This window comes from Mesorhizobium sp. WSM4814 (assembly GCF_055811595.1).
In genome coordinates, this window is the sequence record NZ_JBVVQT010000001.1 from 397,610 (window position 1) to 421,389 (window position 23,780).

Here is a 23,780-nt window from a genome sequence, read left to right on the forward strand (position 1 = left end):
CAGGGCAGACATTTCCGATCGCGGGGCAGGCGGCCCCGGATGGGTCGCTACTTCGGCATTGGGAGGAGACTTCTGAAGTCCGATCCCTCTCCGCCCCAGATCGGTATTGATGTACCGACACCGGGCAGTCATACTTACGGGGCAAGTGACGAGAAACGAGCCACAATGCGTCTGCTGCCAAATCTGCTCTCCCGTTTTGTAAAAAACGGGCGCCTGACTGTCATATTCGAGGACGGTTTCAGGCAAGCCTTCGGCAGTGGACAGGATGGGCCCGACGTGACGATCCGCCTAACCGACAAAGCGGTCGAACGCGAGATCTTCTTCAATCCGGAACTGAAGGCGGCCGAAGCCTACATGGATGGCCGCTTGGTGATCGAGAACGGTGGCAAAGCATTTGACCTCTTGTCACTTTTTTCTGTCAACCGCACTGGGTTGGCAGCCCACCCCGTTCAGAAGGGATTGCGGAAAGTCTGGCGTGCGTTGCGCCGACGCCAGCAGAACAACAAGCTCGGTCTCGCCGCAAAAAACGTTCAGCATCACTACGACATCCCGACGAAATTTTATGAGCTATGGCTCGACGAGACAATGACCTATTCGTGCGCCTATTATACGGCACCGGACAACAATCTGCTGCAAGCGCAGATGGACAAGCATCGCCACATTGCCGCGAAGCTCAAGCTAGAGCCGGGCATGCATCTGATGGAAATCGGCTCAGGCTGGGGCGCTCTCGCCATCTATCTCGCCAAGTATTGCGACGTGAAGGTCACGGCGATCAACGTTTCGACGGAGCAATTGGCGGCGTCTCGGCTTCGAGCGATCGAGGCCGGGGTCGCTCATCAGATCGATTTTCGCGAGGTCGACTATCGCGAGGTCAGCGGACAATTCGACCGTGTTGTCTCGATCGGAATGATGGAGCACGTAGGCGTCACTCATTTCGACAGCTATTTCACAAGCATCAGTAGATTGTTGAAGGAGGGCGGCTTCGCATTGGTTCATGCGATCGGACGCATGTCACCGCCTGGTACGACGGCGCCGTTCATCCGCAAGTATATCTTTCCAGGTGGGTATGTGCCGGCTTTGTCAGAGGTGTTTGCCTCGTTGGAGCGCACGGGGATCTGGTGCGCCGACTGCGAAAATTTGCGGCTGCACTATTACTGGACGATCCACGATTGGCGTCTCGGTTATGAGGCCAGGCGCGAGGAGGCAGTCGCCATGATGGGCGAACGCTTCTGCCGTATGTGGGATTTCTATCTGGCGTCGGCCGAACTCGGCTTCCTAAACGGTTCAAATTTTGTTTTCCAGATACTGATCTCGGCTCGCCGTGACGATGTCCCAATCATCCGCGATTATATTGTCGAAGAAGAGCGACGCCTACTGAGCTCGATGCAGACGAGTGCGTAGTTTCGCTATCTACACCGTGGGCCCGGTCCGCTGGTTAGCTCGCCCTGCAGGACTCGGATGACATCATCGTGGGGGGCTTGCAGCTGGTGGCGAGTCATTTCTAAGGGAACGCGTTTCGGATGCGCTGTACGCCCGAGCTTCCAGCCTCTACGACGACAAAGCGCTCGCCACGCTCGCTGTTGCCATCGGCCAAGTCTCGTTTTTCATCGCGGTCGCGCTGTTGGAAAACCACTGCCTGGGCGCTCGCCAAGCGAAAGGTGGCGCTAGGAGTTACGGGTACGCGTTCGTCCCGACATGAATTCGGGCTAGGCGTTCGTGCCAAAAGACGTGATGTGAAGCCGGCGACTATCCGTCGGCTCTACCAAACACATCGCTTCGCCAATAGATGGGCCCGGCTTTCAAAGCGGTCATCGTGTTGCCGGCCAGTTGAAGTGGCCTGCGATAGGCGACTAAGCCCGGATGCGCTGTATCACCCTGACTACATTGACCTCCCGCTTAAAGAACGCTCTTTTCAGGGCCATAAGCTTTGGCGAGACGGACCATGCCTTTCGTGCGAAGGCGTTGGTACCAATAGAATAGTATCATCAAGCCGGTTGTTGTGCCGGCACCAAGGCACAGTGCAGGCGCCAACGCTGATCCGACATATAGTGCTAGAAGGGTCACGCCCGCCGCCGCGACAATGGCATTTACGAAAGCGATCATCGTCGCGGCTGTGGTCAGATGCGCCAGGAGCGGCCCGGCACGCAGCGACGGTTCGGCGTCGTTTTCTGGCCAACGGCCGAACTCTTTGGAAAACTGAAAAGCAGCATCCTCCCCCAGCGTTCGGTAGTAGGCCCTGATCCGGGCGATGCCGATATGGGCCTGCATGTTCTCGGCGGCTATATCGATCAGCCTTAGGACGGTGAAGCTACCCAGCAAAAAGAGCGATGGCAGCACGGCTAGGAGAAACGGCTGAAGGAATTCAGGCGACTGCGCGACAAAGCCCGTCGCCACTAGAGCGCTCGATAGAGACATGATGTAGATGGTCGTTCGCGACGCCATTTCGCTGATAGTTGCGCTGATCGCCGATTGCTGCACGAAATGCTCTGTCGTGAGGGCCGCGAGAAGCGCGGTGTGGGGTGTTGTCATGTCGGCCATTTTATATCTCCTGTGGTGAGCATGCCGCCGCTGGCGCATCCTGAGCGACAGAGCCGTCGACACAGGCTGCATGCGCCTACGCGATTGTGCAGATGTTCAAAGAGTGTTCATCAACTTGGCAATTCCGTTTAAATGGCGCCGGAATTCGGCTTGCCCGATGCCTGTATAACGCCGGAAATCGCGGCTCGCATGGGCTTGATCGAAATAGCCTTGCTGGCGGCCAATTGCGCCAGTCCGCCGGCGGGCGCGTCGGCCAGCAGAGCCCCAACTAGTCGATAATAGGGCATGACGCCCGCGTATCGTTTTGGTGAAAGGCCCACGAGGTTCCGGAACAGTCGATAGAGCGAAGAATAGGACAGCCCCAGCACGGCCGCGGCAGTAGCAACGCCCTGGTTTGGATCGGCATCTATGAGGCGCACGGCTTCCGCAAGATTTTGAATCTGCTGGTGGGCATTGCTCACACGTCCGGATAGGGCAATGTCGCAACTACGCTCGGTCCCAAACAGTCGCGCCAATTTGGTTAAGGTCCTGGATGGGGTTTAGGTTAGACGTTCGTCCTCGGCAAGATTGTCACAATTCGGTCACTCGCCGCCAAATTGCCGAATGTCCGGACACGGCGGACTGAAGCAACGCAGCATTTTCCACTTTGAGGCGAAGTAATTCTCAACTATGGTCCGCCAAGATTTTGGCATTGGGGGGGAATATTGCCGATGGTTTTATCACGCAGGGGTGTCGTGCTCGGCGGCCTGGCGCTGGTCGCGGTGGGTGCAACCAGCAATATTGCTCAAGCCGCGGCGGCAAAATCCTTTTTCGCCGGTACCGCCAGCGACAACAATTTTGTCTATCGCAAGACCAACTTCGCCAAGATCAACAAGAGATGGCATCGCCAGATCGTCAAGTATTTCAGCAGCGAGCCGGTCGGCACCGTCGTGGTCGATACTCGCCACCACTTCCTCTACGTCATCATGGAAAACAAGACCGCCATCCGCTATGGCGTCGGCGTCGGCAAGGACGGCTTCAAATGGTACGGCCGCGCGACGATCGACCGCCGCGCGCTGTGGCCGCAATGGGTCCCGCCCCCCGAAATGCGTAAGCGCAGGCCGGACCTACCGCACATGGTCGCAGGCGGCGCGTCCAACAATCCGCTCGGGCCGCGCGCGCTCTATCTGCACCGCAACGGCGCCGACACCGGCTACCGCCTGCATGGCACGCTGGAGCCATGGAGCATCGGCACCGACGCTTCCAGCGGCTGCATCCGCATGTTCCCGGAAGATATCATCGACCTCTACCAGCGCTGCCCGATCGGCACCGCGGTGCAGGTCCTGCCGCACATCGCCGACCAGGCGCCCGCTTCCACCACTGTCGAATGATTGGCGCCTCATGAACCGCATGATTGAGAACACGCGCCGGCTGCTCGCCGCCGGCCTGCTGTTGCTGGCCGCATCCTGCTCGACCAGCAACACGCTGGCCCCTTCCACGCCCGACATCACCAACACCGAGGTTGCCGGCTTCCAGAACGTGCAGCCGGGCAGCGAGGAGGATTTTATCCTCAATGTCGGCCGCCGCACCTATTTCACGCAAGGTTCGGCCGCGCTCGATTCTGTCGCCAAGGCCACCCTCGACACCCAGATCGCCTGGTTAGCAAAGCATCCGCGCTGGCTGCTCAAGCTGCAGGGTTTCGCCGACGATCCCGGCGCAAGTGAAACGGCGCTGTCGCAGCAGCGCGCCGATGCGGTGATGGACTACCTCGCCGCCGGCGGCATAGGCCGCAGCCGCATGTGGGCCAAGGGCTACGGCAAGGACAGGCTCGTCCGCGACTGCCCCGACACCGCCTGCAGGTCGCAGAACCGCCGCGTTGTGTCTAATTTGCGCGATGAGAGGGACGAGCCGTAGGGGCTGCTGTTCTGCTTGTGACCCGAAGCAGAGTCTCACACGCGACGGCGGCATGGCTGCTTTTGCGTCTCATGTCGGCCGTAAAGATCAGCTTTGCGGCTTCCTGAAAGTAGACAGCGCTGGAGGTCGCCGTTGCGCCATTGCCAAGTACCGAGCGAGCTAATGAGACGCCGGGCCGTCCTCGAGCGGACGCGCTCACTCTTTCAGCCGTGTATAGAGGCCGCGTGTGGCCAACGTCTCTTGCTGTCCGGGACGCGTGAAATAGAGCTCAAAGACATGGCGATCGTTGTTCTCGATTTTGATTATTGTGCGCATGCCGATCGACTTGCCGACCGTGTCTTCGCCAGCCACACCCTGGTCGGTGAAGGCCCCGGACATGCTGATGGGCCTTTGATTTCCGGATCCAGGGGTGCCTTCGTAGTACATCATGGTTGTGTTGACAGGATCGATCGTAATCCACTCGTATCGGTCGTCCATGATACTGTAGCCGAGCCAGCCCTTGCGCCAGATTGGCGCTCCATCCAGCGTCCCCTCCATCGTGTCTTCGATGTAACGGCCGCCTGCCAACCACTGCCGACGGCTAATGAGGTCGTCCGTCACGAGCGGCGGCTGATCGGGGCTGCGGCCGAGCGTGCCGTAGAAGCTCAACTGGACCCGCCAGGTGCCAACTAGTGGCGCCAGAACCTCATGCGCCTGACCCGGCAATCCGCGACTAAGCCATTTGGGTAACTCGGACTGCGTCGGGGGCGCGGCCGCGGCCGAGCCATCTTGAGCCAATGCGCCGGAAGGAACCGGGAAGGCGAACGCAACGACAATTAGGGCAACGTGTAGTGTCTCAATGATTCTTTTCATCTGCGGTCCATTGCTTATTGGAAATTGCTGTAACGCGCTTGGTTGAGGGTCACCGTTGTGAACTTTCCGCGTGAACCGGATCGATACTGATCTCTTAACCCTTGAGGCTCTATCTGTTAGATCGTTCGATGCTGACCAGCGTTTCACCTCCTGAAACTTCTAGAATAGCGCCGGTCACGAAATCATTAGTCATCAGGAAAAGTGCGGCCTTGCCGATATCGTCGACTTTTCCAACGCGACCTGCTGGGAAGCTCTCGCGCACCAGCGCGAAAAACGCCTCCCGCTTGGTTTGCGGCATGCCGGCCCACATTTCGCTGTCTATGACGCCTGGACGGATTGTGTTGACGCGGATCGGACCGAGTTCGAGCGCAAGGGCTCGTGTCAGCGCCTCCAGACCAGCGAACGCGACCATCATCATCGAAGCGCCCATGCGAGGCTTGGTCACCAAGCCTCCAGTAGTGAATGTGATCGAACCGCCTTTCCGCATCTTGGGCGCCGCGTGCCGCGCGCAAGACCAACTGCCTAGGAGCTTGCCATACAGAACGGGCTGCGCGTCGGCCAGCGTTTGGGAGAGGAAGGTTCCTCCAGGACTTGGTGGAGTTGCGGTGATGAGAAGGTGGTCGAGCGCCCCCAGCGTTTCGAATACTTGCTCGACCGCCGCATCGTCGGTCATGTCCAGCGACTGGAAGGTGATTGAACCGTGGGCGCTTTGTTCTGCAGCCAATTTCGCCGGTGGCCGCCGCCCGAGCGCGATGACTTCGGCGCCTGCGCGCGAGGCCGCAAGAGCCGCCCCCATGCCCATGCCGCTTTTCCCGCCAACGATCACGACTCGCTGATTCAGAAGAGACTGCTCGTCACCGGTCATCGCGGATCTCTGCCGCTGGCATATGGGCTCAGCATCTCAAGCCACTGCGTCTCCATGTCGCCCGGTTCGAGCTCACCACCATCTACGACGAACCTCTGGACATAGGCTTCGCTGAAGTGGCTCTTGACTGCATCGACACTGCGCCAGACTTCGTAGATGACGATGAGATCGGGGTCGGATCGATCACGATGGATGTGGAATTGTAGACAGCCCGTTTCTGATCTCGTCGCTTCGAGATCCTCAAGCATCCGGGTAACGAGCGCTTCGCCTTGACCAGGAGCGGCGCGATGCTTGGCGATAATGCAATAGGGCGTGTGTTCGCCAGTGGCTGGTGGGGGAAGATCAGGCAACACCAACGCCATATGAGTCTCCTTCTGGTAGCGGCCTAGGAGGTATTCTGCATTCACACGTCTTGCGTTCATGGCGCATGCGAAATGCCGGCTATTGCTCCTTCGATAATCCACCGCGATGCAGTCGCTGCTTTGGCTCGCGAATCGGTCGAAGTGGTTACGGCATTTGAGAATTTGCAGATCCTGGCGCGGCGCCGCTATGGCAGAAACGCTTGAATGTCTGACCGTTTGTCGCACTGATTACATTAGCCGCGGATCGCATCAGGCGATATGCAGGACCGATCCCGTCTCTGCTATGCTCACCCGCGCCCGGAATCTCGGACCGCGCCTGGCGAGACGCCTATGAAGCGTTTGAATGCCCTGCTGAAGGATGCATCGGACTCATATCCCAACTCAGACGCGACCTGTGACAGCGACATATATCCGTTCCGCAACCAGGATTCGGCCAGCCTAAGCCTCCATTGCAGGAGATAGCGGGCGGGAGATACCGACAACAGACGCTTGAATCGCTGCGAAAACCTCGATCGCGACAGCCCAGACAATGCCGCCAGGCGATCGACTGGCCAGTCTTCGCCGGGGGAGCGATGGATTCTTGCAAGCGCAGACCCGATTTGCGGATCCCGCACGGCTGCCAGCCAACCAGTCAGATTGTCGGAACACGTCTCGACCCAGGATCTGATTACTTGCGTCATGACAATATCAGCAAGGCGCGCCATTGCCGTTGCCGATCCGATTCTTTGCCCATCAGCCTCCCGCGCCATCATAGCAAGGAGGTTTGGCAGGTCAGTATCGCTGTGCTCTGCATAGCGGATATGCATCACCCGAGGCAGTAGTTCCAGGAGCGGATTTGCCGTCGGCCCCTCAAAGCCGATCGTACAGCATGCGATCAGCGATCGCGGACCGCCGCCGCCGGACTTCAATTCGTAGGTTCCATTCCCGATCAACGCCGGTTTGATATCGTCCAGTGGCAAGGCTCTCCCTTTGGGGCGGTCGGACATGGTGTGCTCTGTTCCGTGGGGAAGAAGAAGCACATCGCCGCATTCCAGCAGCAGCGGTGGCAAGCTCTTGGCTTGTATCCAGCACTGACCCTCGAGCATCGCATGAAATCGTACGCCCTCCCTGAACGGCACGGCGATGCCCCAGGGCGCCGTCAACTCGCTGCGGCCATATCTCGCATGGGCAAGGCGCAGGTCGCGCAGCACCTCGCTCAACAAATCATTCTCGGCCGGCTGGTAGCCCATCGTTGCACGTCCAAGACCGGGCCGATTCATGGATCTAAGCGGATCGTCCATATGCATTCCTTGCCTCGAACCTTTGCATACTCTTTATGCATCCCGTTATCTCTTGGTGGGCAGAAAATGCTACTGATCGATCCTCTAGGTCCTAAATCTTATAGGTCTGCATGATGGCGGCTGCGCGACTACCGAATTTTCTCGGCTCGCGCGTTCCCATACCGAGGCGACGGCGCAATGTCGGTGTTTGGCAGACTACGTCGTGTGGCTGATCTGCTCGACGATAGAGTTCCAATCAAGTCCGGCTCTTTCGTGCGATATGGGAAGTCCGCAACGGAACATCAGCGCAGGTTGCCGCGAATGTCGGCTATCCGATAGCAAAAGATGGGGGATCCCTGCGCCGAGCTGTATGTCTGCTCACCTGCATATCAAACTACAAGCTGCCGGTCCGCCCTCGGCCTCACTTGCGTCATCGCCTGCTTCAGCCTGACCGATCGAACTGGTCATCGGCCCAATGCAGGATTCGTCCGCACTGAGGCAGAACACTGATGCGTTGGCGCAATAGCAACGAACTGAGCACTCCCCCGGCCCAACGACCGGTCATGGCGCGGCTGCTCGTCGCTAAGGTTCTTTCTTCCGCAGGTCTTTGACGACATCGAGAAACGCCCGCAGTGCGGGCGGTACGGCTCGATGTCCGGGGTAGTAAACCGCAACTTCTTCCGCAGCGGGCATCCACGCGGTCAGGACCTTGCGCAGCCGGCCGCCGGACAAGGCCGCTTCGGCGGCCCAATCGGCCACGTAGGCGACGCCCAGATCCTCAATTGCGGCTTCGACCATCAGTTCCTCGTCGTCGAGGACGACGGGGCCGTTTGCCTCGATCGAGAGTTCCTGGCCGGCGCGTTCGAACTCCCATCGGTAAAGCTTGCCGCTGGGCATGCGGTGGCCGATGGAATGATGGCGTTGCAATTCCTCGGGGGTTTTCGGGTCGCCGAAGCGATCGAGGTAGGCGGGCGACGCGACACAGATGAACCTCAACGCGCGTGCAAGCGGCACGGCGATCATGTCCTTGGGGACCGATCCGAGGAGGCGCACGCCGGCATCGAAGCCGCTGGACACGATGTCGATGAGCCGCCCCTCGACGACGATGTCCACGATCACGTCCGGATGGCGCTCCGCCATCCGCGGAAGAACCCCGCGAACGAGAAGCCCGGCCACCAGTCGCGGTGCGTTGATGCGGACGGTGCCCGCGACATTGCCCCTGAACCCGGCGACGCTGTCGAGCGCCTCGTCCAGCGAGGCGAGCGCCGGCTGAAGGCGATCGAGCAACTGGAAACCGGCTTCCGTCGGCGAGACGCTGCGTGTGGTGCGGTTGAGAAGGCGCAGGCCCATGCGCTCCTCGAGCGCACGCATGGCGTGGCTCAATGTGGATGGCGCCGTGCCGATCTCGTCGGCTGCGCGGCGGAAGCTGCGGTGCGTGGCAACGGCCACGAAGGCGGTGAGATCGTTGAGGGACGGGCGGGACATTGATGGCAATTTTGCATCACCTCATGCCGATTTCAACGCTAATGCGCGTAATGCAATTGCCCTATCTCCTGCTTGCATCAACTCGGCGGCTCCGGGCGGTCCGCTCCCGTTATCAAGACAGAAGGAACATGAAATGCCTGCACGTGACGCCATCTATCCGGCCAAACGCCACGCCTTATACGATATCCATCGATATTCCGCGGCCATTCGCTCCGGCGACCTTCTCTTCGTATCGGGTCAGGTCGGCAGCCGTGAGGACGGCTCGCCTGAGCCCGCATTCGAGGATCAGGTTCGGCGGGCTTTCGCCAATCTGCGCGCGGTCTTGGCCGCCGCCGGGTGCAGCTTCGACGACGTTGTCGACGTCACCACCTTCCACACCAACCCGGACCAACAGATCGAAACGGTGTTGGCGGTCCGGGCGGAGGAGATCGGCGGACCTCCCTATCCGAACTGGACGGCAGTGGGCGTCAATTGGCTTGCCGGCTTCGATTTCGAGATCAAGGTCATCGCCCGCATCCCTTCGACGCCCAGCGGCCAGCCGGCGGGCTGATCGCTCGCCCTGCAATCTACGGCAAAGCTGCCCCTGGCAGACAGCCCGCTCCCTACACGTCAGGACGCCATTTCGTCCTGACGCAGGATGGGTCAGCAACTCCCATGATCCGGCCGCGTGACGCGTTCTTTCAGCCTTTTTCGTAGCACGTGACTGCCTTTCTCTTCTGATATTGCATTATGATCGTAATATGTTATAATGATCGTAATTCAACCGGCGAGAGAAGTCTGGCCCTCACGATTTGGAGTACGAAATGAATGCGAATTCCGAAAAAACCGCTGTGGTGACTGGAGCGTCCTCGGGCATTGGCCACGCCAGCGCCGAGGCGCTTGCGCGGGCAGGATTCACCGTCTTCGGGACAAGTCGCCGCCCTGTCGGCAACGGCCCGGAGGGAGTGACCATGCTGGTTTGCGACGTGACCGATGACGCTTCTGTCGGCGCCCTCGTTTCGACCGTGCTGGCGCAGACCGGGCGGATCGACCTCCTGGTCAACAATGCCGGCGTCGGTCTGCTTGGCGGTGCCGAGGAATCCTCGGTCGCACAGGTGCAGGCCCTGTTCGACGTCAATCTGTTCGGCGTCATCCGCATGACCAATGCTGTGTTGCCGTCGATGCGGCAGCGCGGCGCAGGGCACATCATCAATATCGGCTCGATTCTGGGATTGGTGCCGGCACCATACTCAGCCCATTACTCTGCGGTCAAGCACGCGCTTGAGGGCTATTCGGAATCGCTCGATCACGAGGTTCGTGCTTTTGGTATTCGCGTCTCGGTCATCGAGCCGGCATTCGTGCGTACCGTCTTCGACCAGAATGGGATCGAGCCGGATTCGGTGTTGCAGGAATATGATCGGGCGCGCGCCGGGCTCAAGGCGCTGCTGGGCGATGTGATGCCCAAAGCCGATCCGCCGGAAGCGGTGGCGGCTGTGTTGGTCAAGGCGGCGACCGATGCCCGCCCGCGGCGTCGCTATACCGCCGGCAAGGCCGCGCGCCAGGTCAGCATTCTGCGCCGCTTTGCCCCCGCAGAGATGTTCGACAAGAGCTTGCGCAAACAGTTCCGCCTGCCGGTCTGAACCCGGTTAGCAGTGCTCCACCGCCAACGGCTCCGCATCGATGTGAAACAGCGCCTGTGTTCAGCAAGAACAGTCGAGCGCGCTGTCTCGCAAGCTGGCAGATTGCTCTCACCACAGGAGAGCAAGATGACGATGCGGCAAGATCCCTACCACACGCGTATGAAACGGGTGTTGAACTACATCGACCGGCATCTGGAGGATGATCTTGGCCTGGACACGCTTAGTGCCGTTGCGGCCTTGTCCAAGTACCATTTCCACCGCCAATTCAGGGGATATTTCGGCATATCAGTGCGTCGCTATGTTCAACTCGTTCGCATGAAACGGGCGGGACAGGTGCTTGCCTTCAAGGACGAGGCGAGCGTGACCGAAACCGCGCTGGACGTCGGTTACGATGCGCCCGACGCCTTCGCCCGCGTGTTTCGGAAAAGCTTTGGGCAATTGCCTTCCGCATTTCGGGACACGCCCGACTGGGAGGTGTGGTTTGCCAGCCTGTGGCCATTGACCAACGCGAGCAGCAAGCTCATGAACACGGCGTATTGTTTGGCTGATGTCAACATCATCGACGTGCCGAAAACACCCGTCGCCGTCCTGCAGCACCGAGGCAATCCGGCCCTGGTCGGCGAGACTATCCAGAAATTCATCGCCTGGCGAAGGTCTGTCGGTTTGAGCGCCGCGTCCAGTGCGACCTACAATGTGTTTCATTCGGATTCCGACATGACGCCGCCGGACGAATTCCGCCTCGACATCTGTGCAGCGACCGATCGGAAAATCGAGCTGAACGTGCAGGGCGTGGAAGCCGGTGTTCTTCCGGCCGGACGATGTGCCGTGCTTCGCGCAATCGGGGCAGAAAATGTCGAGCCGGCGATCGAATTCCTGTATCGCGACTGGTTGCCGGCAAGCGGTGAGGCACTTCGGGATTTTCCCCTCTACTGTCAGCGGGTGAGTATTGTTCCGATGGTTGCCGAGCACGAGGCCATCACCGACATCTTCCTGCCATTGGTGTGATTTGCTGGCCCTCCGATGGCCGTCATCTCCGCTACAGTCGAACGTGGGTCAAATCACCACTGGAGACAGCTAAATTCCGCGCCGAGCTAATGTCTGCCTGGTCCGCACCGCGACCTCCAGAACAGTTCGCCAACAAACACGAGCTGTTGCACAGTGCAGCGGCATTGTCAGGTTTTTAACCAAGAAGCCATGTAGCGCCTGGCACTACGCGTATGGATTGGGGTGGTCATCACCGCGATCGCGTCAGTAAGGAGATAAAATGGAAAAGGTGCTCGGCATCGGTGGCTTCTTCTTCCGAGCGAAGGAGCCCGATGCGCTCGCTCGATGGTATGCCGGCCATCTCGGCGTTGCGCTGCCGCCAGAAAGCTATGATGACCGCTCGTGGGAGCAACAGCAGGGCGCCACCGTCTTTGCTCCCTTTGCCGCGACTAGTGACTACTTCGGTCGGGTCGATCAGCAGTGGATGATCAATTTCCGGGTGCGCGACCTCCAGGCCATGGTCGCACAGCTCACGGCAGCCGGAATTGCGGTCGAGGTCGACACCGAACATTACCCTAATGGCTGGTTCGCCCGGCTTGCCGATCCAGAGGGCAACCCGATCCAACTCTGGCAGGCGGAGGGGGCCGACCGTGATTGAAGGCGCAGGCGGAAACGCAAGCGCCGAACCTGGGCTTCGGTTGAGACCGTTCTAGAGCATCTTTCCTGAACGCGGGTCGGCTCGAGGCGTTGTGCTCCAGGGAGCCGCTTTGCGGCCTCAGTTTCCAACGTCGATCGCCGATGACATATCCGCCGCCGCCGTGACAATGGCACGTCTCAACCATATGTGCCTGGGCGCGTCCTGCTGGCGCGCGTGCCAGACGAGGCTCATCGTGAAGCTGCCAAGATCGAGGGGCGGCGGCAACGACACGAAGCGCTTCATGTTGGCGGCCGCTCGCGCCAGGCTCGAAGGCAGGGTCATGATCAGGTCGGAGCGAGCGGCGATCTCGACCGCCGCGAAGAAGTTCGGCACGCGCAGCTTCACCCGCCGCGTTCGCCCGATGCGGGCAAGCACCTCGTCGACAGGCGCAGGCCCGACGCCGGTGACGCTCACCACGATATGCTCAAGCGCCAGGAAACGCTCGAGCGTCAGCTTTCGGGCGAGCGCCGGGTGCTCCGCCCGCATCAGCGTCACGAGCTTCTCGTCATAGAGACCGCGCCGGCGGATGCCGGCCGGGGCTTCGTCGACCAGCGCCACCATCGCATCGGCGCTACCCTGCTGCAGCGCTTCGACCGAGTCCGTGCCCGGCGCGACGATATCGAGATCGAGGGACGGCGCCTCGCGCCCAAGGCGGGCGAGCAGATGCGGCGCCAGCACGGCGGCCTGGAGATCGGGCATCAGCAGCCGGATGCGGCCGGTTGCCGTGTCGGGATCGAACGCGTTGGCCTCGACCATCTCTCGCACGCCCGCCAAGATGCCGCGCAGCACCGGGCGCACCTCTTCCGCACGGGCGCTGAGGACATAGCCGCCCGGTCCATCGACCAGCAACGCGTCCGAAAACAGCGCGCGCAATCGGCCGAGCGCTCGGCTCGCGGCGGGCTGGCTCATGCCGAGCCGGCTTGCGGCACGGGTGACGTTCTTCTCGTCCAGCAGCGCTTCGAGCGCCACAAGCAGGTTCAGGTCGATCCGGCGTAAATCCACTTCGTGCATGGTAACTATATACATCATGCATTGGACGCATGGAAAGCCTGCGCCTATCGTTCTCCCCGTCAAGTGAGATGAGGAGAAGAAGTGATGTATGTCGTGCTTGGAGCAAACGGGCGGGCCGGCGGCGAGGTCGCGCGCGCCCTGATCGCAGGCGGCGAAGCCGTGCGCGTCGTCCTGCGTCGCAAGGAACAAGGCGAAAAATGGACGGCCCTCGGCGCCGAGGTGGCCGTCGCAACAATGGAGGATGCAGGCGCCATGGCCGATGCGCTGACCGGCGCGCGGGCCGCGTTCCTGCTCAACCCGCCGCCGGTGAGCGGTGATCCCTATCAGCGCACGGAAGAAATCGGCGCCGCGCTTGCCGATGCGGCACGGCGTGCAGGTCTGCCAAAGGCCGTCGTCCTGTCGTCCATCGGCGCGCAGCATGCCTCCGGCACCGGCGTCATCGCCACCCTCAACCGCTTCGAGGCGCTGCTCGACGGCGTGGCGCCGGCCACCGCCTTCCTGCGGTCGGGGTATTTTGTCGAAACCTGGAGCGAGGTGGCGCAATCGGTCCTGTCGCAAAGCATACTGCCGACCTTTATCGAGCCTTCCCAGAAAATCCCGATGGTGAGCACGATCGATGTCGGGCGCGCGGCAGCGACCGTGCTGTGCGAGGAATGGACCGGCAAGCGGGTCGTGGAACTGGGCGGACCGGAAGACTGGAGCGCCGGCGACGTGGCATCGGCCTTCGCGGACGTTCTCGGCCGGCCGGTAACGGCTGTGCTTGTTGCGCCGGAGGAGCGTGCCGCGCTGCTTGCCGAGGAAGGCGTGCCGGGCGAGGTGGCAGATGCGCTGCTCGGTATGTATGAGGGAATCGCCAACGGCCTGTTGACGCGCCAGGACAGCAGCGAGCACCGGCGTGGCACGACCTTCCTGGCGACGGCGATAGAGCGCGTTGTCGCAACGCCAGCCGGCCGCTGATCCTCGGCCGAGTAGCGACGGCCGAAACGGATCACGGGCTTCCAGCCACTCCTTGGGGAACGTTTTCGGCCGGCATCCGGAACCGCGCCGCTGGTTTGAACTTAACCCCATTCCGGACGGCAAAAAGGGAATCCTGACATGAGACTGCCTGCCCCACGCCAAATGCGTCTCTCCGATGGAACCGAGCTTGCCTACGTCACTGCGGGCGATCCATCCAACCCGGCTTTGCTCCTCCTGCATGGGTTTCCCAGCTCCGCAAATGCATTCCGCGATGTGATTCCCGGACTGGCGGGCGCAGCCTATGTGATCGCGCCCGACCTCCCGGGCCATGGCCGGTCCGACGTCCCGCCGACACCATCCTTCGCCGCGATCAGCGAGGCGATTTCCGAATTGCTGACCCACCTCGCGATCGGGCGCCGCTTCATCCATATTCATGACTGGGGCGCCGCCGTGGGTCTGCAGATCGCCATGCAAGCGCCCGAGCTGGTTTCGGGTCTCATCATACAGAACGCAAACGCGCATCGAACCGGCTTCGGTCCCGTCTGGGACGCCGTGTTGAAATTCTGGTCAGAACCGACAAAGGAGAACGAAGCGGCCGCGACTCCCGACCTGACCTTCGAATTCACACGCGAGCAATATTTGGGCGGCCTGCCAGAGGATGTCGCCGCCACGATCAGGGGCGACCCCTGGGTCGAGGACTGGAGGGTGATGAACCTTCCCGGCCGCATGGAGACCCACCGCGCGCTCATCGGCGACTACAAAAGCCATGCCGCGCGTTTCGATACGATCGCCGCCTATCTCAAGAGATGGCAACCGCCGGCGCTCATGCTGTGGGGCCGTCACGACCCCTATTTCGATATCGCCGAAACGCTGTCCTGGATGCAGGATCTGCCGCGTATGGAAGCGCATGTTTTCGACGGCGGGCATTTCCTGCTCGAGACGCACGCCGAACCAGCACTCTCCCTGATGGTCGAGTTCATCGAGCGAATACAGGAGATGCACCCTGATCGAGCCCATCCCGGAGCAGTGCGAGGAGTGCAGGCATGACATCCCCCACGCAACAGCGGCTGCGCCTGTCCGGCGGGACCGAGTTTTCCTTCATCACCGCGGGTGATGCGTCCAATCCCGCGCTGCTGCTCCTGCACGGCTTCCCGAGCTCGTCGCGCACCTTCCAGGGCATCATTCCCGGCCTTGCGCGCGTCGCCTTCGTCATCGCCCCCGACTTGCCTGGCTACGGCCAATCGGCGCCGTTGCCCGCGCCCTCGTTCGAAGCGTTCAGCGGCGCAATCCAAGAGCTCCTAACTCATCTCGCGATCGATCGGCGCTTCATCTACCTGCACGATTGGGGCGCGCCTGTTGGTCTCCGGGTCGCTATGCAATCCCCCGACCTCGTCTGCGGCCTCATCATTCAGAGCGCCAACGCACACCGCACAGGGTTCGGACCGCAATGGCAAGGCACGTTCGAATTCTGGTCAAACCCGACGGAAGAGAACGAAAGGGAGGCTACCGCGTTTTTGACCTTGGAAGGCACCCGCGAGCAGTATTTGGGCGGCTTGCCGGAGGATGTCGCTGCCCGGATCAAAGGCGAACCCTGGATCGAGGACTGGAGGGTGATGAATCAGCCTGGCGGCATGGAAACACAACGCGCGCTCCTCGCCGACTACGCCAACCATGCCGCGCGCTTCAGTCTCATCGCCGACTATATCGAAACGCGGCAGCCGCCGGCGCTCATGCTGTGGGGCCGCCACGACCCGTTCTTCGACATCGCCGAAACACTGTCGTGGATGCAAGACCTTCCACGTATGGAAGCGCACATCTTCGACGGCGGCCACTTCCTGCTCGAAACCCACGCCGAGGCGGCAGCCGCGTTGATGACCGACTTTATTGAGCGAACGCAGATTGCGATTGGCCATTCAGCCACGATCAGACCGTGAGGCGCGCACGAAACAAGGTGGAGCCGTCCGGCAGGCGCGACCTGGAGATATCCCGGAATCCAGCCTCGGTCATCCACGCGCGATACTGACCTTCAGTGTACGATTCGCCGTGGCGATAGAGGTTCAAGAAGGTGAGATTCAGAAACACACCCTCAGGCGGGCCGAGGCGGTCGTCATCGACGACACCCCACCCCGCAATTGCGATCTCGCCTCCGGGTGTGAGGCAACGCGCCGCGTTCAGGATCGAACTGCGCGCCTGGTCCGGCGGAAGGACCTGGACGACGGCCTTCAGGATCGCCAGATCGTGCCGACCGATCGATGGCGCGACGGTTATATCCCCCTCTTCGACAATCACGTCGGCGGCACCGTATTCTGACAGGATATCTTTCGCGACCGCTGCGACCGTTGGGAGTTCCATCAGCGTCGCCGCAATCTGCGGACGCCGCTCGCGAAGTCCGACGAGAATGGTCCCGGGGCCGCCGCCGATGTCGATGACCGAGCCGATCGCCGAGAGGTCCATCTCCTGGGCCAGATGGCGGCCGAAAATTACCCCGCCCGGTGCGAGCATGCGGCTGAAGGCCGCCGCGGCCTCGGGGCCGGCTTCGGAAAAGTCGTGCAGCGCAGCCGGCCGGTTCTGTCGCAGCGACTCTGCGGTCAGAAGGTCGGCTCCCCAGAGCTCGCGCAGGAGCGCATGATCGCCGCCGCGATAGGCCGGCTTGGACGCGTCGAGGAAGGCCGCCGCTTCGGCTCCGTTGCGAAATTGACCATGCTTGACTTCGAGGAGACCGATGCTGGCAAGCGCGTAGAGGAGCCGCGACAGACGATCGGGCTCGATTTTGAGCGCGACCCCAAGGCTATAGGCAGTCATCGCGCTGCCACCGAGCCGGGTGAAGATGCCAAGGTCCAGCCCGGCGCGAAGCGCCAAGGCGGGCGGCACCGCTGCGATCAGCTTGTCGATCCGATCAGAATCCACCATGCCCTCCCGCGATCCAGGACCGACTTTGCCTACCCATCGCGTTGACCGCTACCGCACGATTTCGCGATGGCCGCCGGGCAGGCGGGTGGCGATGAGCTTGTCGATGCGGCGGCCGTCGAGGTCGACGACCTCGAAGCGCCAGCCCTGCGCATCGACGCATTCGCCGGTCGTCGGCAGATGGTGCAGATGCGCCAGCACGTAACCGGCGACAGTCTCGTAGTCGCGGTTCTCGGGCAGGTCGATGCCGAGAACGTCGGCCATCTCGTCGGCCTGCATGTAGCCGGCGAGCAACCATGAGCCGTCGTCACGTTTGACGGCGTTTTCTTCGTCGCCGGCGTCGAGGTCCGCCCGGAAGACGCCGGTGATGGCTTCCAGTATGTCGGCCGGGGTGACGATGCCTTCGAAATGGCCGTATTCGTCATGGACCAGCGCCATCGGCACGTTGGATTCCTTGAGTGTCGAAAGGACATCCAGCGCGTCGGCCTGGTCATGGACGATGGGAGCGGTGCGCACATGCCGGCGCGGGTCGAGCGCGCGACCGCCGAGCATCGCGGCCAGCACGTCGCGGGTCTGGACGACGCCGATCATGGCGTCGACGCTGCCATCGCCGGCCGGCAGGCGCGAATGCTGGGTCTCCATCAGGAGCTTCCGGATTGCCGCGTCATCGGACTGCAGGTTGATCCAGTCGACCTCGGTGCGCGGCGTCATCACCGCGCGGACGGCGCGGTCGCCGAGCCGCATGACGCCGGCGATCATGCGCCGCTCGTCGGATTCGATGGTGCCGTGATGCTCGGCCTCGGCGACCAGCATCTTGATCTCCTCGTCGGTGACCTTCTCCTCGCTTTCACCGCGCTGGCCAAGCAGCCACAGCATGGCGCGGCCGGAAATGTCGAGCAGAAAAACCAGCGGCGCCGAGACGGTGGCGAGGATGGTCATCGCCGGAGCAACCCTGGCGGCGACGCGTTCGGGATCGCGCAGCGCGATCTGCTTGGGCACCAGTTCGCCGATGATCAGCGAGAAATAGGTGATGAGGGCGACGACGATGCCGACGCCGATCGGGTCGGCAAGGTTTTCGCGGATGCCGGTCGATGCCAGGAATACGGACAGCCGCTCGCCAAGCGTGGCGCCGGAAAAGGCGCCGGACAAGACACCGACCAGGGTGATGCCGATCTGCACCGACGACAGGAATTTGCCTGGATTGGCGCCGAGCGCCAAGGCGCGTCCGGCGCCCTTGACGCCGCGGTCGATCATTGCCTTGAGGCGGGCCGGCCGTGACGAGACGATGGCAAGCTCGGACATTGCCAAAAGGCCGTTCACGCAGATGAGGACGACCACGATGGCGATTTCAGCATAGAGCATGCGAGGTCAATAGCATTGCGGCGCGGCTTTCGAAAATAGACGGCCGTCATTTTTCATACCGGCGGGCGCAACCATCTCATGCGGCATCCCATGGCGGCTACGAAAAATGCTCGATCAGGGCGTCGATGAGCCGGCGGCCGGCCGTTGGTCTTGCGCCTAGGGCAGCTGCCGCAGCACGCCCACTACCGCCTTGCCGTCGGTGAAATAGGGATCGCCGCCGCCATTGCGACCGGTCCTTGTCGCACCGATGCCTGAGATCTCGCTGGTCGAGATCAGCATGCCTGCGGCAGACAGGTCGCGGACCAGGAAATCGCGCTCGGCGTCGAGGTCGGGACCGATATGGTGGGTGATCTGGCCGGTGTCGTGGCTGAGGCCGACGCCGCGATCAAAACTTGCCGCACCCAGCCAGAGCGGCCGGCCATCGTCTCCGGTCGCATCGGTCTGCCAGAAGCGGACGTGATGACGCCGGTCGGCACTGTCGCCGACCGGCTTCTCGAAGGCCAGATCCTGTGCACGGCCTTCGAACAGCAGCCGGCTGACCGGCGCGTCTGGATAGGGCCGATCGAACAGCACGCTTTCGCCGATCTCGATCGCCGTCTCCAGCGTGAGGGCGTCGGCGGTGTCCCATCCGGCGACGGCGAAGGCGTGGACCAGCTCTTTCCTGGTGCCGACGAGGCCGACATTGATCGGATCGCCCGCAATGCCTTGCGGCGTGTGCGTCACCATTTCGAAGCGCTGCGTGCGGAAGTTGCGGTCGCGCAGGGTCCAGAATTCCGGCGCGGCGAAATAGGCGAGCACGAGATAGCCGGCACAGAACGCCACCAGCCAGATCGTTGCGCGTCGTCGAAAGCTTCGTCGGCTCATGCGACACCACCGTGGTGATATGACATCACCTTATGTGACGTCATTCTACGCGGCGGCGCACACCTTGGGCAGTGGGCACGCGCTCGGGCTCAGCGGCAGGCGCGGTAGCCGTTCTTGCGGTTCTTGATGTCGAAATGGAAATGGTTGCGGTGGTCGTAATTGTAGCCGGGACCGAGCACGGTGGTGAAATACTGGCAGCCGTCGGCGCGCACAGTGTTGAGGAAGCCGCGGGTGCGGAAGGCGAACAGGCCGGGCTTGCGCACGTCGATCTCCTTGCCATTGCTAAGCTCGATGCTCATGACGTCGAGCGCGTTGCCCTTGCCGTGCTCCGACAGCGTGCCTTCGCCGGCGATCCTGCGGCAGGAATAGCTCGAGCCCTGGCGAATGGTCCTGACGCCGGAGAAATAGCGCCAGCGGGCGGACGGGACCAGTTCATTCCTGGCCCAGCCGGCGAAGGTGGCGGCCATGTCGCAGGTCAGCGTCGCAGCCGGCTTCATCCCGATGCGGCCGATGGCCGAAATCTTGACCGGATAGTCGATGCCGCACTGGCCTTCGCGGATCGGCGCAAGGTCGGTGTAGACGACGCCCAGGCGCTTCAAATCCCTGCGGCACTCGACCTCGCTGGCGGGCATCTGTTCGGTCGGCGCCATCGGCTCGTCCATGCGCGGATAGGCGGCGGTCATGTAAGGGTTGGACGGGACGAGGCGCTGCATTCCAGCGTATTTCTGGCCAGGGTATTCCGGGACAGCTGATGTCTGGCTGCCGACATCGACGGCCGGTTCCAGCGAAAGCACGCTGCCGGTGGTGCAGGCCGAGATCGCTGCGATGGCAAGCCCGCCGGCAATCATGCGCGCGCGTCTCACTTGCCGGACGGCGACAGACGCGGCGCGAAATATCCCGGCCATTGGCAGGTTCCCGGTCCCCGAGCCGATCAGGCTCCATGTCATCGTTTGATCATGATCTTTCTCCGAAAACCGGATCCCACTTTTCGGGGTCATGATCATATGAAACGGAGCTTACCCGCCAACAGTAAAGGAAAAATCAGCGGCTGCGTTTACGGCTGCGGCCAAATTGCGGCGCGTCGGTCCGCAACCATATCACTGGCAGAAGGTGCCGCCGTTGCGGCGCGGTGCAAGATCGAGATGGAGATGCAGCGAATGATCGGCATCGCTGCCCGGGCCAAGCACGGTCTTGAACGGTCCGCAGGCTGCCTTGCGTATTGCGTTCAGGAATTTCGCGTCCTTTTCCGGCGGCGCCGGGCGGATGTCGATCCTCCTGCCGTCCGAAAGCGTGAAGCTGGCGATGTCGAGCGCGTTGCCGAAGGCGTGCTCCGACAATTTCCCGCCGCCATTGCGGTGGCGGCAGACGAAGGCGGATGCCTGGCCGACCGACTTGAGTTCGGCGCCGAGCTCGGCCTTGGCCGCCGGCTGGACGATATCGGCGGCGAAGCGCGCGGCGGCCTCGGCCATCTGGCAGTTCAACTCGGATTCGGGGTTGATATCCAATGACTTGCCCAGCGTCTTCAGTGCGATCGGATAGGGGACAGAGCAGCCGACCGCCGCATCGTGCTCGGCTTTGCGTTCCTCGAAGTCGACGCCCATCGACTTCAGCCGCCGGCGGCAGGCCAGTTCCTCGTCCGGCATTTTCTCCTGCGGCACAGCGGCCGAGCGCGGGTCGGGAGGGATTTTTTTCTCCGGCGCCTGCGCCGGCATCTCCGGTGGTTTTGGCGCGGCGGCCGGTGGTTCTGCCGCGGCGGGCTTTTCGGTCGGCGTCGGAGCGACTGCCGGCGGCTGCGGCCGGGCTTGCTGATGCTGGTCCGACTTCTGCTGGTCCATTTTGTCGGTCGCGGGTTGATCAGGCTTTGGCGCATCCCCAGGGCGCGGCTCGGGGATCGGCACGTCGGCAGGCGCGGCTTCTTGCGCTGATTGCGACTGATTGAGCTCCGGGACGGGCACCTTATCGGGCAGTTCCGGAGCTTGGGCCAGGGCCGCTCCTGCGGACAGCATCGCCGCTGCCAAAGGCAGCGCCAATCTGATCAATCCGGCCATTCTGATCGATGTAGGAGAGGTCACCACCGCCATTCGCCCTTAACGGCGGGCGAATGCGGAAGTTGCCTGAACGAGGGCATTGGCCGATCACAAACGGTGACCGCGGTGTTACGCACCGATCGCTTCCAGCCCTTCCTCCAGCCAGTCGGCCAACAACGGCATGCCGAGCAGATATTTCGCCGTGCGCTTGTTGGCGCGCTCGCGCGCGGCCGTCAGCGCGTCCGCCCATTCCGAGGCGTCATAGTCGCCGCGTCCAACCCAGGCGAGGGCGACGAGTTCGGCCGCCTCATCGACATTGAGGTCGTTGATCAGTTCGCGCAGCTCTTCTTCGGTGAGGTCCTCGGAACGTTCCTCGACGAGACCGTCATGATGATGGTTGTCATGCGCCTCGCTATCGAGTTCTACCTCGTGCTCGGCGCCATCGGCATAGTCTTCGTTGACGGCGGCGCTCAACGCCTTCGCCTTGAGGATGAACAGGCGCACCGTGTCGGGACCGATCGAAAGCTCCCATTCTTTTTCAAGGCGCCGCTGCACTGGCCGTCTCCGCATACTCCGTTGGCGTTTGCTGGATGATAGCGGATTTGCGGCGCTCGTCACGTTTTGTTCGGCGCTTCCATTTTCCTACTGGCGCGGGCCGTTGAAAAGGCTTTCACTGGCCGCGGCTTTTTTCCGGGATGAAACCGCTTTTGCCCGGCGTTAGTCTTGCATTGTCATGCTTCAGGGAGGGTTCGATGCGCAGACGATTGCTGATCCAGGTTCTGGCGGTTGCCGCCCTGCCGCTGTTTGCGGTTCCGGTGTTTTCGGCGGGCGAGGGTGGCGGAGGCGGCGCAGGTGGAGGCGGTGGCGGTGGCAGCCAGACGACACAGTGCAAGAAAGGCAAGGTCTGGGACAAGAAGCTGAAGAAGTGCGTCGCGCCCAAGCACGGCATGCTGGACGACGACAACATCTATGAAGCCGGCCGCGCGCTGGCGATGGCAGGACGTTATGACGAGGCGATTGCCGTGCTCAGCCTGGCTGCGGACAAGAAAGACCCTCGCATCCTCAACTACCTCGGCTACTCGCACCGCCATTCCGGACGCGTCACCGTCGGTCTCGGCTATTATGAGGAAGCGCTGCGCATCGATCCTGATTACACGCTGGTACGCGAATATCTCGGCGAGGCGCATCTGCAGATCGGCGATCTCGCCGGCGCCCGGGAACAGCTCCGCGAGATCGAGAAACGCATCGGCAAGGGATCTCGTGAATACGGCATGCTGTCCGAGCAGATAGACCGTTTCATGAAGAGCTGAATAGAAGCCCGAACACGCCTCACCACCGGCTGTGAGCAATCGCAGCCGGTTTTTATTGCCGCTCGCTCGGCCAGCCGGGCTGCCATGACGGCATTTCCGCAAATGGCGGGCGAATTTTTCAAAACCGATTTTTTGGCGTGAAAAACCCGCGAAGATTGCTATATTGGAGGAAATTGCGGTGACACGGTTCCGTTAGCCCGAGGCTGCCGGACCGTTTTCTTTTTGTACCCATCGACAAGGTCGCTCCCGGAATGCGGGGGCGGCGGCAGGAAAGGTCAGGCATTATGAACAAGGTCCCGATGACAGGCGAGGGGTTCGCGTCATTGAAGGAAGAACTGCGCTGGCGCCAGCAGGAAGAGCGGCCGCGCATCATCGAAGCAATCTCCGAAGCGCGCTCGCACGGCGATCTCTCCGAAAACGCGGAATACCACGCGGCGAAAGAGGCGCAGAGTCTCAATGAGGGCCGCGTCAACGAGCTCGAGGATTTTATCGCCCGCGCCGAGGTGATCGACATCACCAAGCTCAGCGGCGAAAAGGTCAAGTTCGGCGCGACCGTGGTGCTGGTCGACGAGGACACGGAAGAGAAGAAGACCTACCAGATCGTCGGCGACCAGGAGGCGGACGTGAAGTCAGGCCGCATCTCGATCTCCTCACCGATCGCGCGGGCGCTGATCGGCAAGGAAGTCGGCGATGCCATCGAGGTCAACGCGCCAGGCGGCGCGCGGGGCTACGAGATCGTCCAGGTGCAGTTCATCTGAGGGATTGGTGCTGCTCTGCCTTCTCCCCTT

Annotated in this window: 26 protein-coding genes; 12 read left to right on the forward strand and 14 right to left on the reverse strand. The window is 61.9% G+C overall.

The genetic code is table 11. From position 1 onward, the window contains the following. Positions 1-165: 165 nt before the first annotated feature. Positions 166-1,401: a class I SAM-dependent methyltransferase gene (locus AC0L2V_RS01815; protein WP_473508377.1), complete on the forward strand. Its 1,236-nt coding sequence runs from the start codon at positions 166-168 to the stop codon at positions 1,399-1,401. Between the two features lie 495 nt (positions 1,402-1,896). Here the strand turns inward: AC0L2V_RS01815 and AC0L2V_RS01820 are convergent, their stop codons facing one another. Both AC0L2V_RS01820 and AC0L2V_RS01825 read right to left on the reverse strand, forming a co-directional pair. Beyond that, positions 1,897-2,538, reverse strand: a complete 642-nt coding sequence (locus tag AC0L2V_RS01820; RefSeq protein ID WP_128247243.1) for a hypothetical protein — start codon at positions 2,536-2,538, stop codon at positions 1,897-1,899. A gap of 128 nt (positions 2,539-2,666) precedes the next feature. Continuing rightward, the gene (locus AC0L2V_RS01825) at positions 2,667-2,999 is read right to left on the reverse strand and encodes a helix-turn-helix domain-containing protein (protein WP_473508351.1); all 333 of its coding nucleotides are present in this window, start codon (positions 2,997-2,999) and stop codon (positions 2,667-2,669) included. A gap of 249 nt (positions 3,000-3,248) precedes the next feature. Between AC0L2V_RS01825 and AC0L2V_RS01830 the strand changes: the two genes are divergently transcribed. Together AC0L2V_RS01830 and AC0L2V_RS01835 are read left to right on the forward strand one after the other, a co-directional pair. Next, positions 3,249-3,908: a L,D-transpeptidase gene (locus AC0L2V_RS01830; protein ID WP_029349151.1), complete on the forward strand. Its 660-nt coding sequence runs from the start codon at positions 3,249-3,251 to the stop codon at positions 3,906-3,908. Positions 3,909-3,918: 10 nt separating this feature from the next. Next, complete coding sequence (locus AC0L2V_RS01835) at positions 3,919-4,431, forward strand: OmpA family protein (RefSeq protein WP_473508352.1); 513 nt, start codon at positions 3,919-3,921, stop codon at positions 4,429-4,431. A 195-nt stretch (positions 4,432-4,626) separates the two neighbouring features. Here AC0L2V_RS01835 and AC0L2V_RS01840 read toward each other — a convergent pair whose 3' ends face one another. The 5 genes from AC0L2V_RS01840 to AC0L2V_RS01860 all read right to left on the reverse strand — a co-directional run bounded on the left by AC0L2V_RS01840 (position 4,627) and on the right by AC0L2V_RS01860 (position 9,254). Further along, positions 4,627-5,283 (reverse strand): DUF1579 family protein, encoded by a 657-nt coding sequence (locus tag AC0L2V_RS01840; RefSeq protein ID WP_473519257.1) that lies wholly within the window; start codon positions 5,281-5,283, stop codon positions 4,627-4,629. A gap of 109 nt (positions 5,284-5,392) precedes the next feature. Continuing rightward, positions 5,393-6,148 (reverse strand): SDR family oxidoreductase, encoded by a 756-nt coding sequence (locus tag AC0L2V_RS01845; RefSeq protein ID WP_473519258.1) that lies wholly within the window; start codon positions 6,146-6,148, stop codon positions 5,393-5,395. Next, entirely contained in the window at positions 6,145-6,510 is a 366-nt protein-coding gene (locus tag AC0L2V_RS01850; RefSeq protein WP_023799825.1) for a putative quinol monooxygenase, read from the reverse strand. The genes AC0L2V_RS01845 and AC0L2V_RS01850 overlap by 4 nt, the downstream gene beginning before the upstream one ends. A 287-nt stretch (positions 6,511-6,797) precedes the next feature. Continuing rightward, positions 6,798-7,790, reverse strand: a complete 993-nt coding sequence (locus AC0L2V_RS01855; RefSeq protein WP_473519259.1) for a cupin domain-containing protein — start codon at positions 7,788-7,790, stop codon at positions 6,798-6,800. 561 nt (positions 7,791-8,351) lie between these two features. Beyond that, positions 8,352-9,254, reverse strand: coding sequence for a LysR family transcriptional regulator (locus tag AC0L2V_RS01860; RefSeq protein ID WP_473519400.1), 903 nt, complete (start codon positions 9,252-9,254; stop codon positions 8,352-8,354). Between the two features lie 133 nt (positions 9,255-9,387). Between AC0L2V_RS01860 and AC0L2V_RS01865 the strand changes: the two genes are divergently transcribed. The 4 genes from AC0L2V_RS01865 to AC0L2V_RS01880 all read left to right on the forward strand — a co-directional run bounded on the left by AC0L2V_RS01865 (position 9,388) and on the right by AC0L2V_RS01880 (position 12,515). Next, positions 9,388-9,804, forward strand: coding sequence for a RidA family protein (locus AC0L2V_RS01865; protein ID WP_091595288.1), 417 nt, complete (start codon positions 9,388-9,390; stop codon positions 9,802-9,804). Positions 9,805-10,057: 253 nt separating this feature from the next. Continuing rightward, positions 10,058-10,873 carry an oxidoreductase gene (locus tag AC0L2V_RS01870; protein ID WP_473519260.1) on the forward strand — a complete coding sequence of 272 codons (816 nt, stop codon included), beginning with the start codon at positions 10,058-10,060 and terminating at the stop codon, positions 10,871-10,873. A 126-nt stretch (positions 10,874-10,999) separates the two neighbouring features. Continuing rightward, complete coding sequence (locus AC0L2V_RS01875; RefSeq protein ID WP_473508379.1) at positions 11,000-11,878, forward strand: AraC family transcriptional regulator; 879 nt, start codon at positions 11,000-11,002, stop codon at positions 11,876-11,878. Positions 11,879-12,137: 259 nt separating this feature from the next. After that, entirely contained in the window at positions 12,138-12,515 is a 378-nt protein-coding gene (locus AC0L2V_RS01880) for a VOC family protein (protein ID WP_473508358.1), read from the forward strand. 117 nt (positions 12,516-12,632) lie between these two features. On the opposite strand, the gene AC0L2V_RS01885 is transcribed toward AC0L2V_RS01880, so the two are convergent. Continuing rightward, positions 12,633-13,565 (reverse strand): LysR family transcriptional regulator, encoded by a 933-nt coding sequence (locus tag AC0L2V_RS01885; RefSeq protein ID WP_473519401.1) that lies wholly within the window; start codon positions 13,563-13,565, stop codon positions 12,633-12,635. Positions 13,566-13,649: 84 nt separating this feature from the next. Here AC0L2V_RS01885 and AC0L2V_RS01890 point away from each other — a divergent pair, with 84 nt between their 5' ends. The 3 genes from AC0L2V_RS01890 to AC0L2V_RS01900 all read left to right on the forward strand — a co-directional run bounded on the left by AC0L2V_RS01890 (position 13,650) and on the right by AC0L2V_RS01900 (position 16,456). Next, positions 13,650-14,522, forward strand: a complete 873-nt coding sequence (locus tag AC0L2V_RS01890) for an NmrA family NAD(P)-binding protein (protein ID WP_473508359.1) — start codon at positions 13,650-13,652, stop codon at positions 14,520-14,522. Positions 14,523-14,660: 138 nt separating this feature from the next. Then, the gene (locus tag AC0L2V_RS01895; RefSeq protein ID WP_473517875.1) at positions 14,661-15,569 is read left to right on the forward strand and encodes an alpha/beta fold hydrolase; all 909 of its coding nucleotides are present in this window, start codon (positions 14,661-14,663) and stop codon (positions 15,567-15,569) included. Continuing rightward, positions 15,566-16,456, forward strand: a complete 891-nt coding sequence (locus tag AC0L2V_RS01900) for an alpha/beta fold hydrolase (protein ID WP_473519261.1) — start codon at positions 15,566-15,568, stop codon at positions 16,454-16,456. The genes AC0L2V_RS01895 and AC0L2V_RS01900 overlap by 4 nt, the downstream gene beginning before the upstream one ends. Here the strand turns inward: AC0L2V_RS01900 and AC0L2V_RS01905 are convergent. The 6 genes from AC0L2V_RS01905 to AC0L2V_RS01930 all read right to left on the reverse strand — a co-directional run bounded on the left by AC0L2V_RS01905 (position 16,446) and on the right by AC0L2V_RS01930 (position 22,237). Then, positions 16,446-17,381: a methyltransferase gene (locus AC0L2V_RS01905; RefSeq protein WP_473519262.1), complete on the reverse strand. Its 936-nt coding sequence runs from the start codon at positions 17,379-17,381 to the stop codon at positions 16,446-16,448. The genes AC0L2V_RS01900 and AC0L2V_RS01905 overlap by 11 nt on opposite strands. Before the next feature lie 99 nt (positions 17,382-17,480). Then, positions 17,481-18,791 (reverse strand): hemolysin family protein, encoded by a 1,311-nt coding sequence (locus AC0L2V_RS01910; RefSeq protein WP_473519263.1) that lies wholly within the window; start codon positions 18,789-18,791, stop codon positions 17,481-17,483. Positions 18,792-18,947: 156 nt separating this feature from the next. Further along, on the reverse strand, positions 18,948-19,655 hold the full coding sequence (locus AC0L2V_RS01915; protein ID WP_473508364.1) for an LssY C-terminal domain-containing protein: 708 nt from the start codon (positions 19,653-19,655) through the stop codon (positions 18,948-18,950). Between the two features lie 89 nt (positions 19,656-19,744). After that, complete coding sequence (locus AC0L2V_RS01920) at positions 19,745-20,560, reverse strand: extensin-like domain-containing protein (protein ID WP_473519264.1); 816 nt, start codon at positions 20,558-20,560, stop codon at positions 19,745-19,747. Positions 20,561-20,752: 192 nt separating this feature from the next. Next, a complete protein-coding gene (locus AC0L2V_RS01925) occupies positions 20,753-21,661 on the reverse strand; it encodes an extensin-like domain-containing protein (RefSeq protein WP_473508380.1) in 909 nt (302 codons plus the stop codon). A 150-nt stretch (positions 21,662-21,811) separates the two neighbouring features. Next, positions 21,812-22,237 (reverse strand): DUF3775 domain-containing protein, encoded by a 426-nt coding sequence (locus AC0L2V_RS01930; RefSeq protein WP_023799808.1) that lies wholly within the window; start codon positions 22,235-22,237, stop codon positions 21,812-21,814. Positions 22,238-22,434: 197 nt separating this feature from the next. Here AC0L2V_RS01930 and AC0L2V_RS01935 point away from each other — a divergent pair, with 197 nt between their 5' ends. Both AC0L2V_RS01935 and greA read left to right on the forward strand, forming a co-directional pair. Further along, positions 22,435-22,992: a tetratricopeptide repeat protein gene (locus AC0L2V_RS01935; protein WP_473519265.1), complete on the forward strand. Its 558-nt coding sequence runs from the start codon at positions 22,435-22,437 to the stop codon at positions 22,990-22,992. Positions 22,993-23,276: 284 nt separating this feature from the next. Further along, complete coding sequence (gene greA / locus AC0L2V_RS01940; RefSeq protein WP_023799806.1) at positions 23,277-23,750, forward strand: transcription elongation factor GreA; 474 nt, start codon at positions 23,277-23,279, stop codon at positions 23,748-23,750. Positions 23,751-23,780 lie beyond the last annotated feature (30 nt).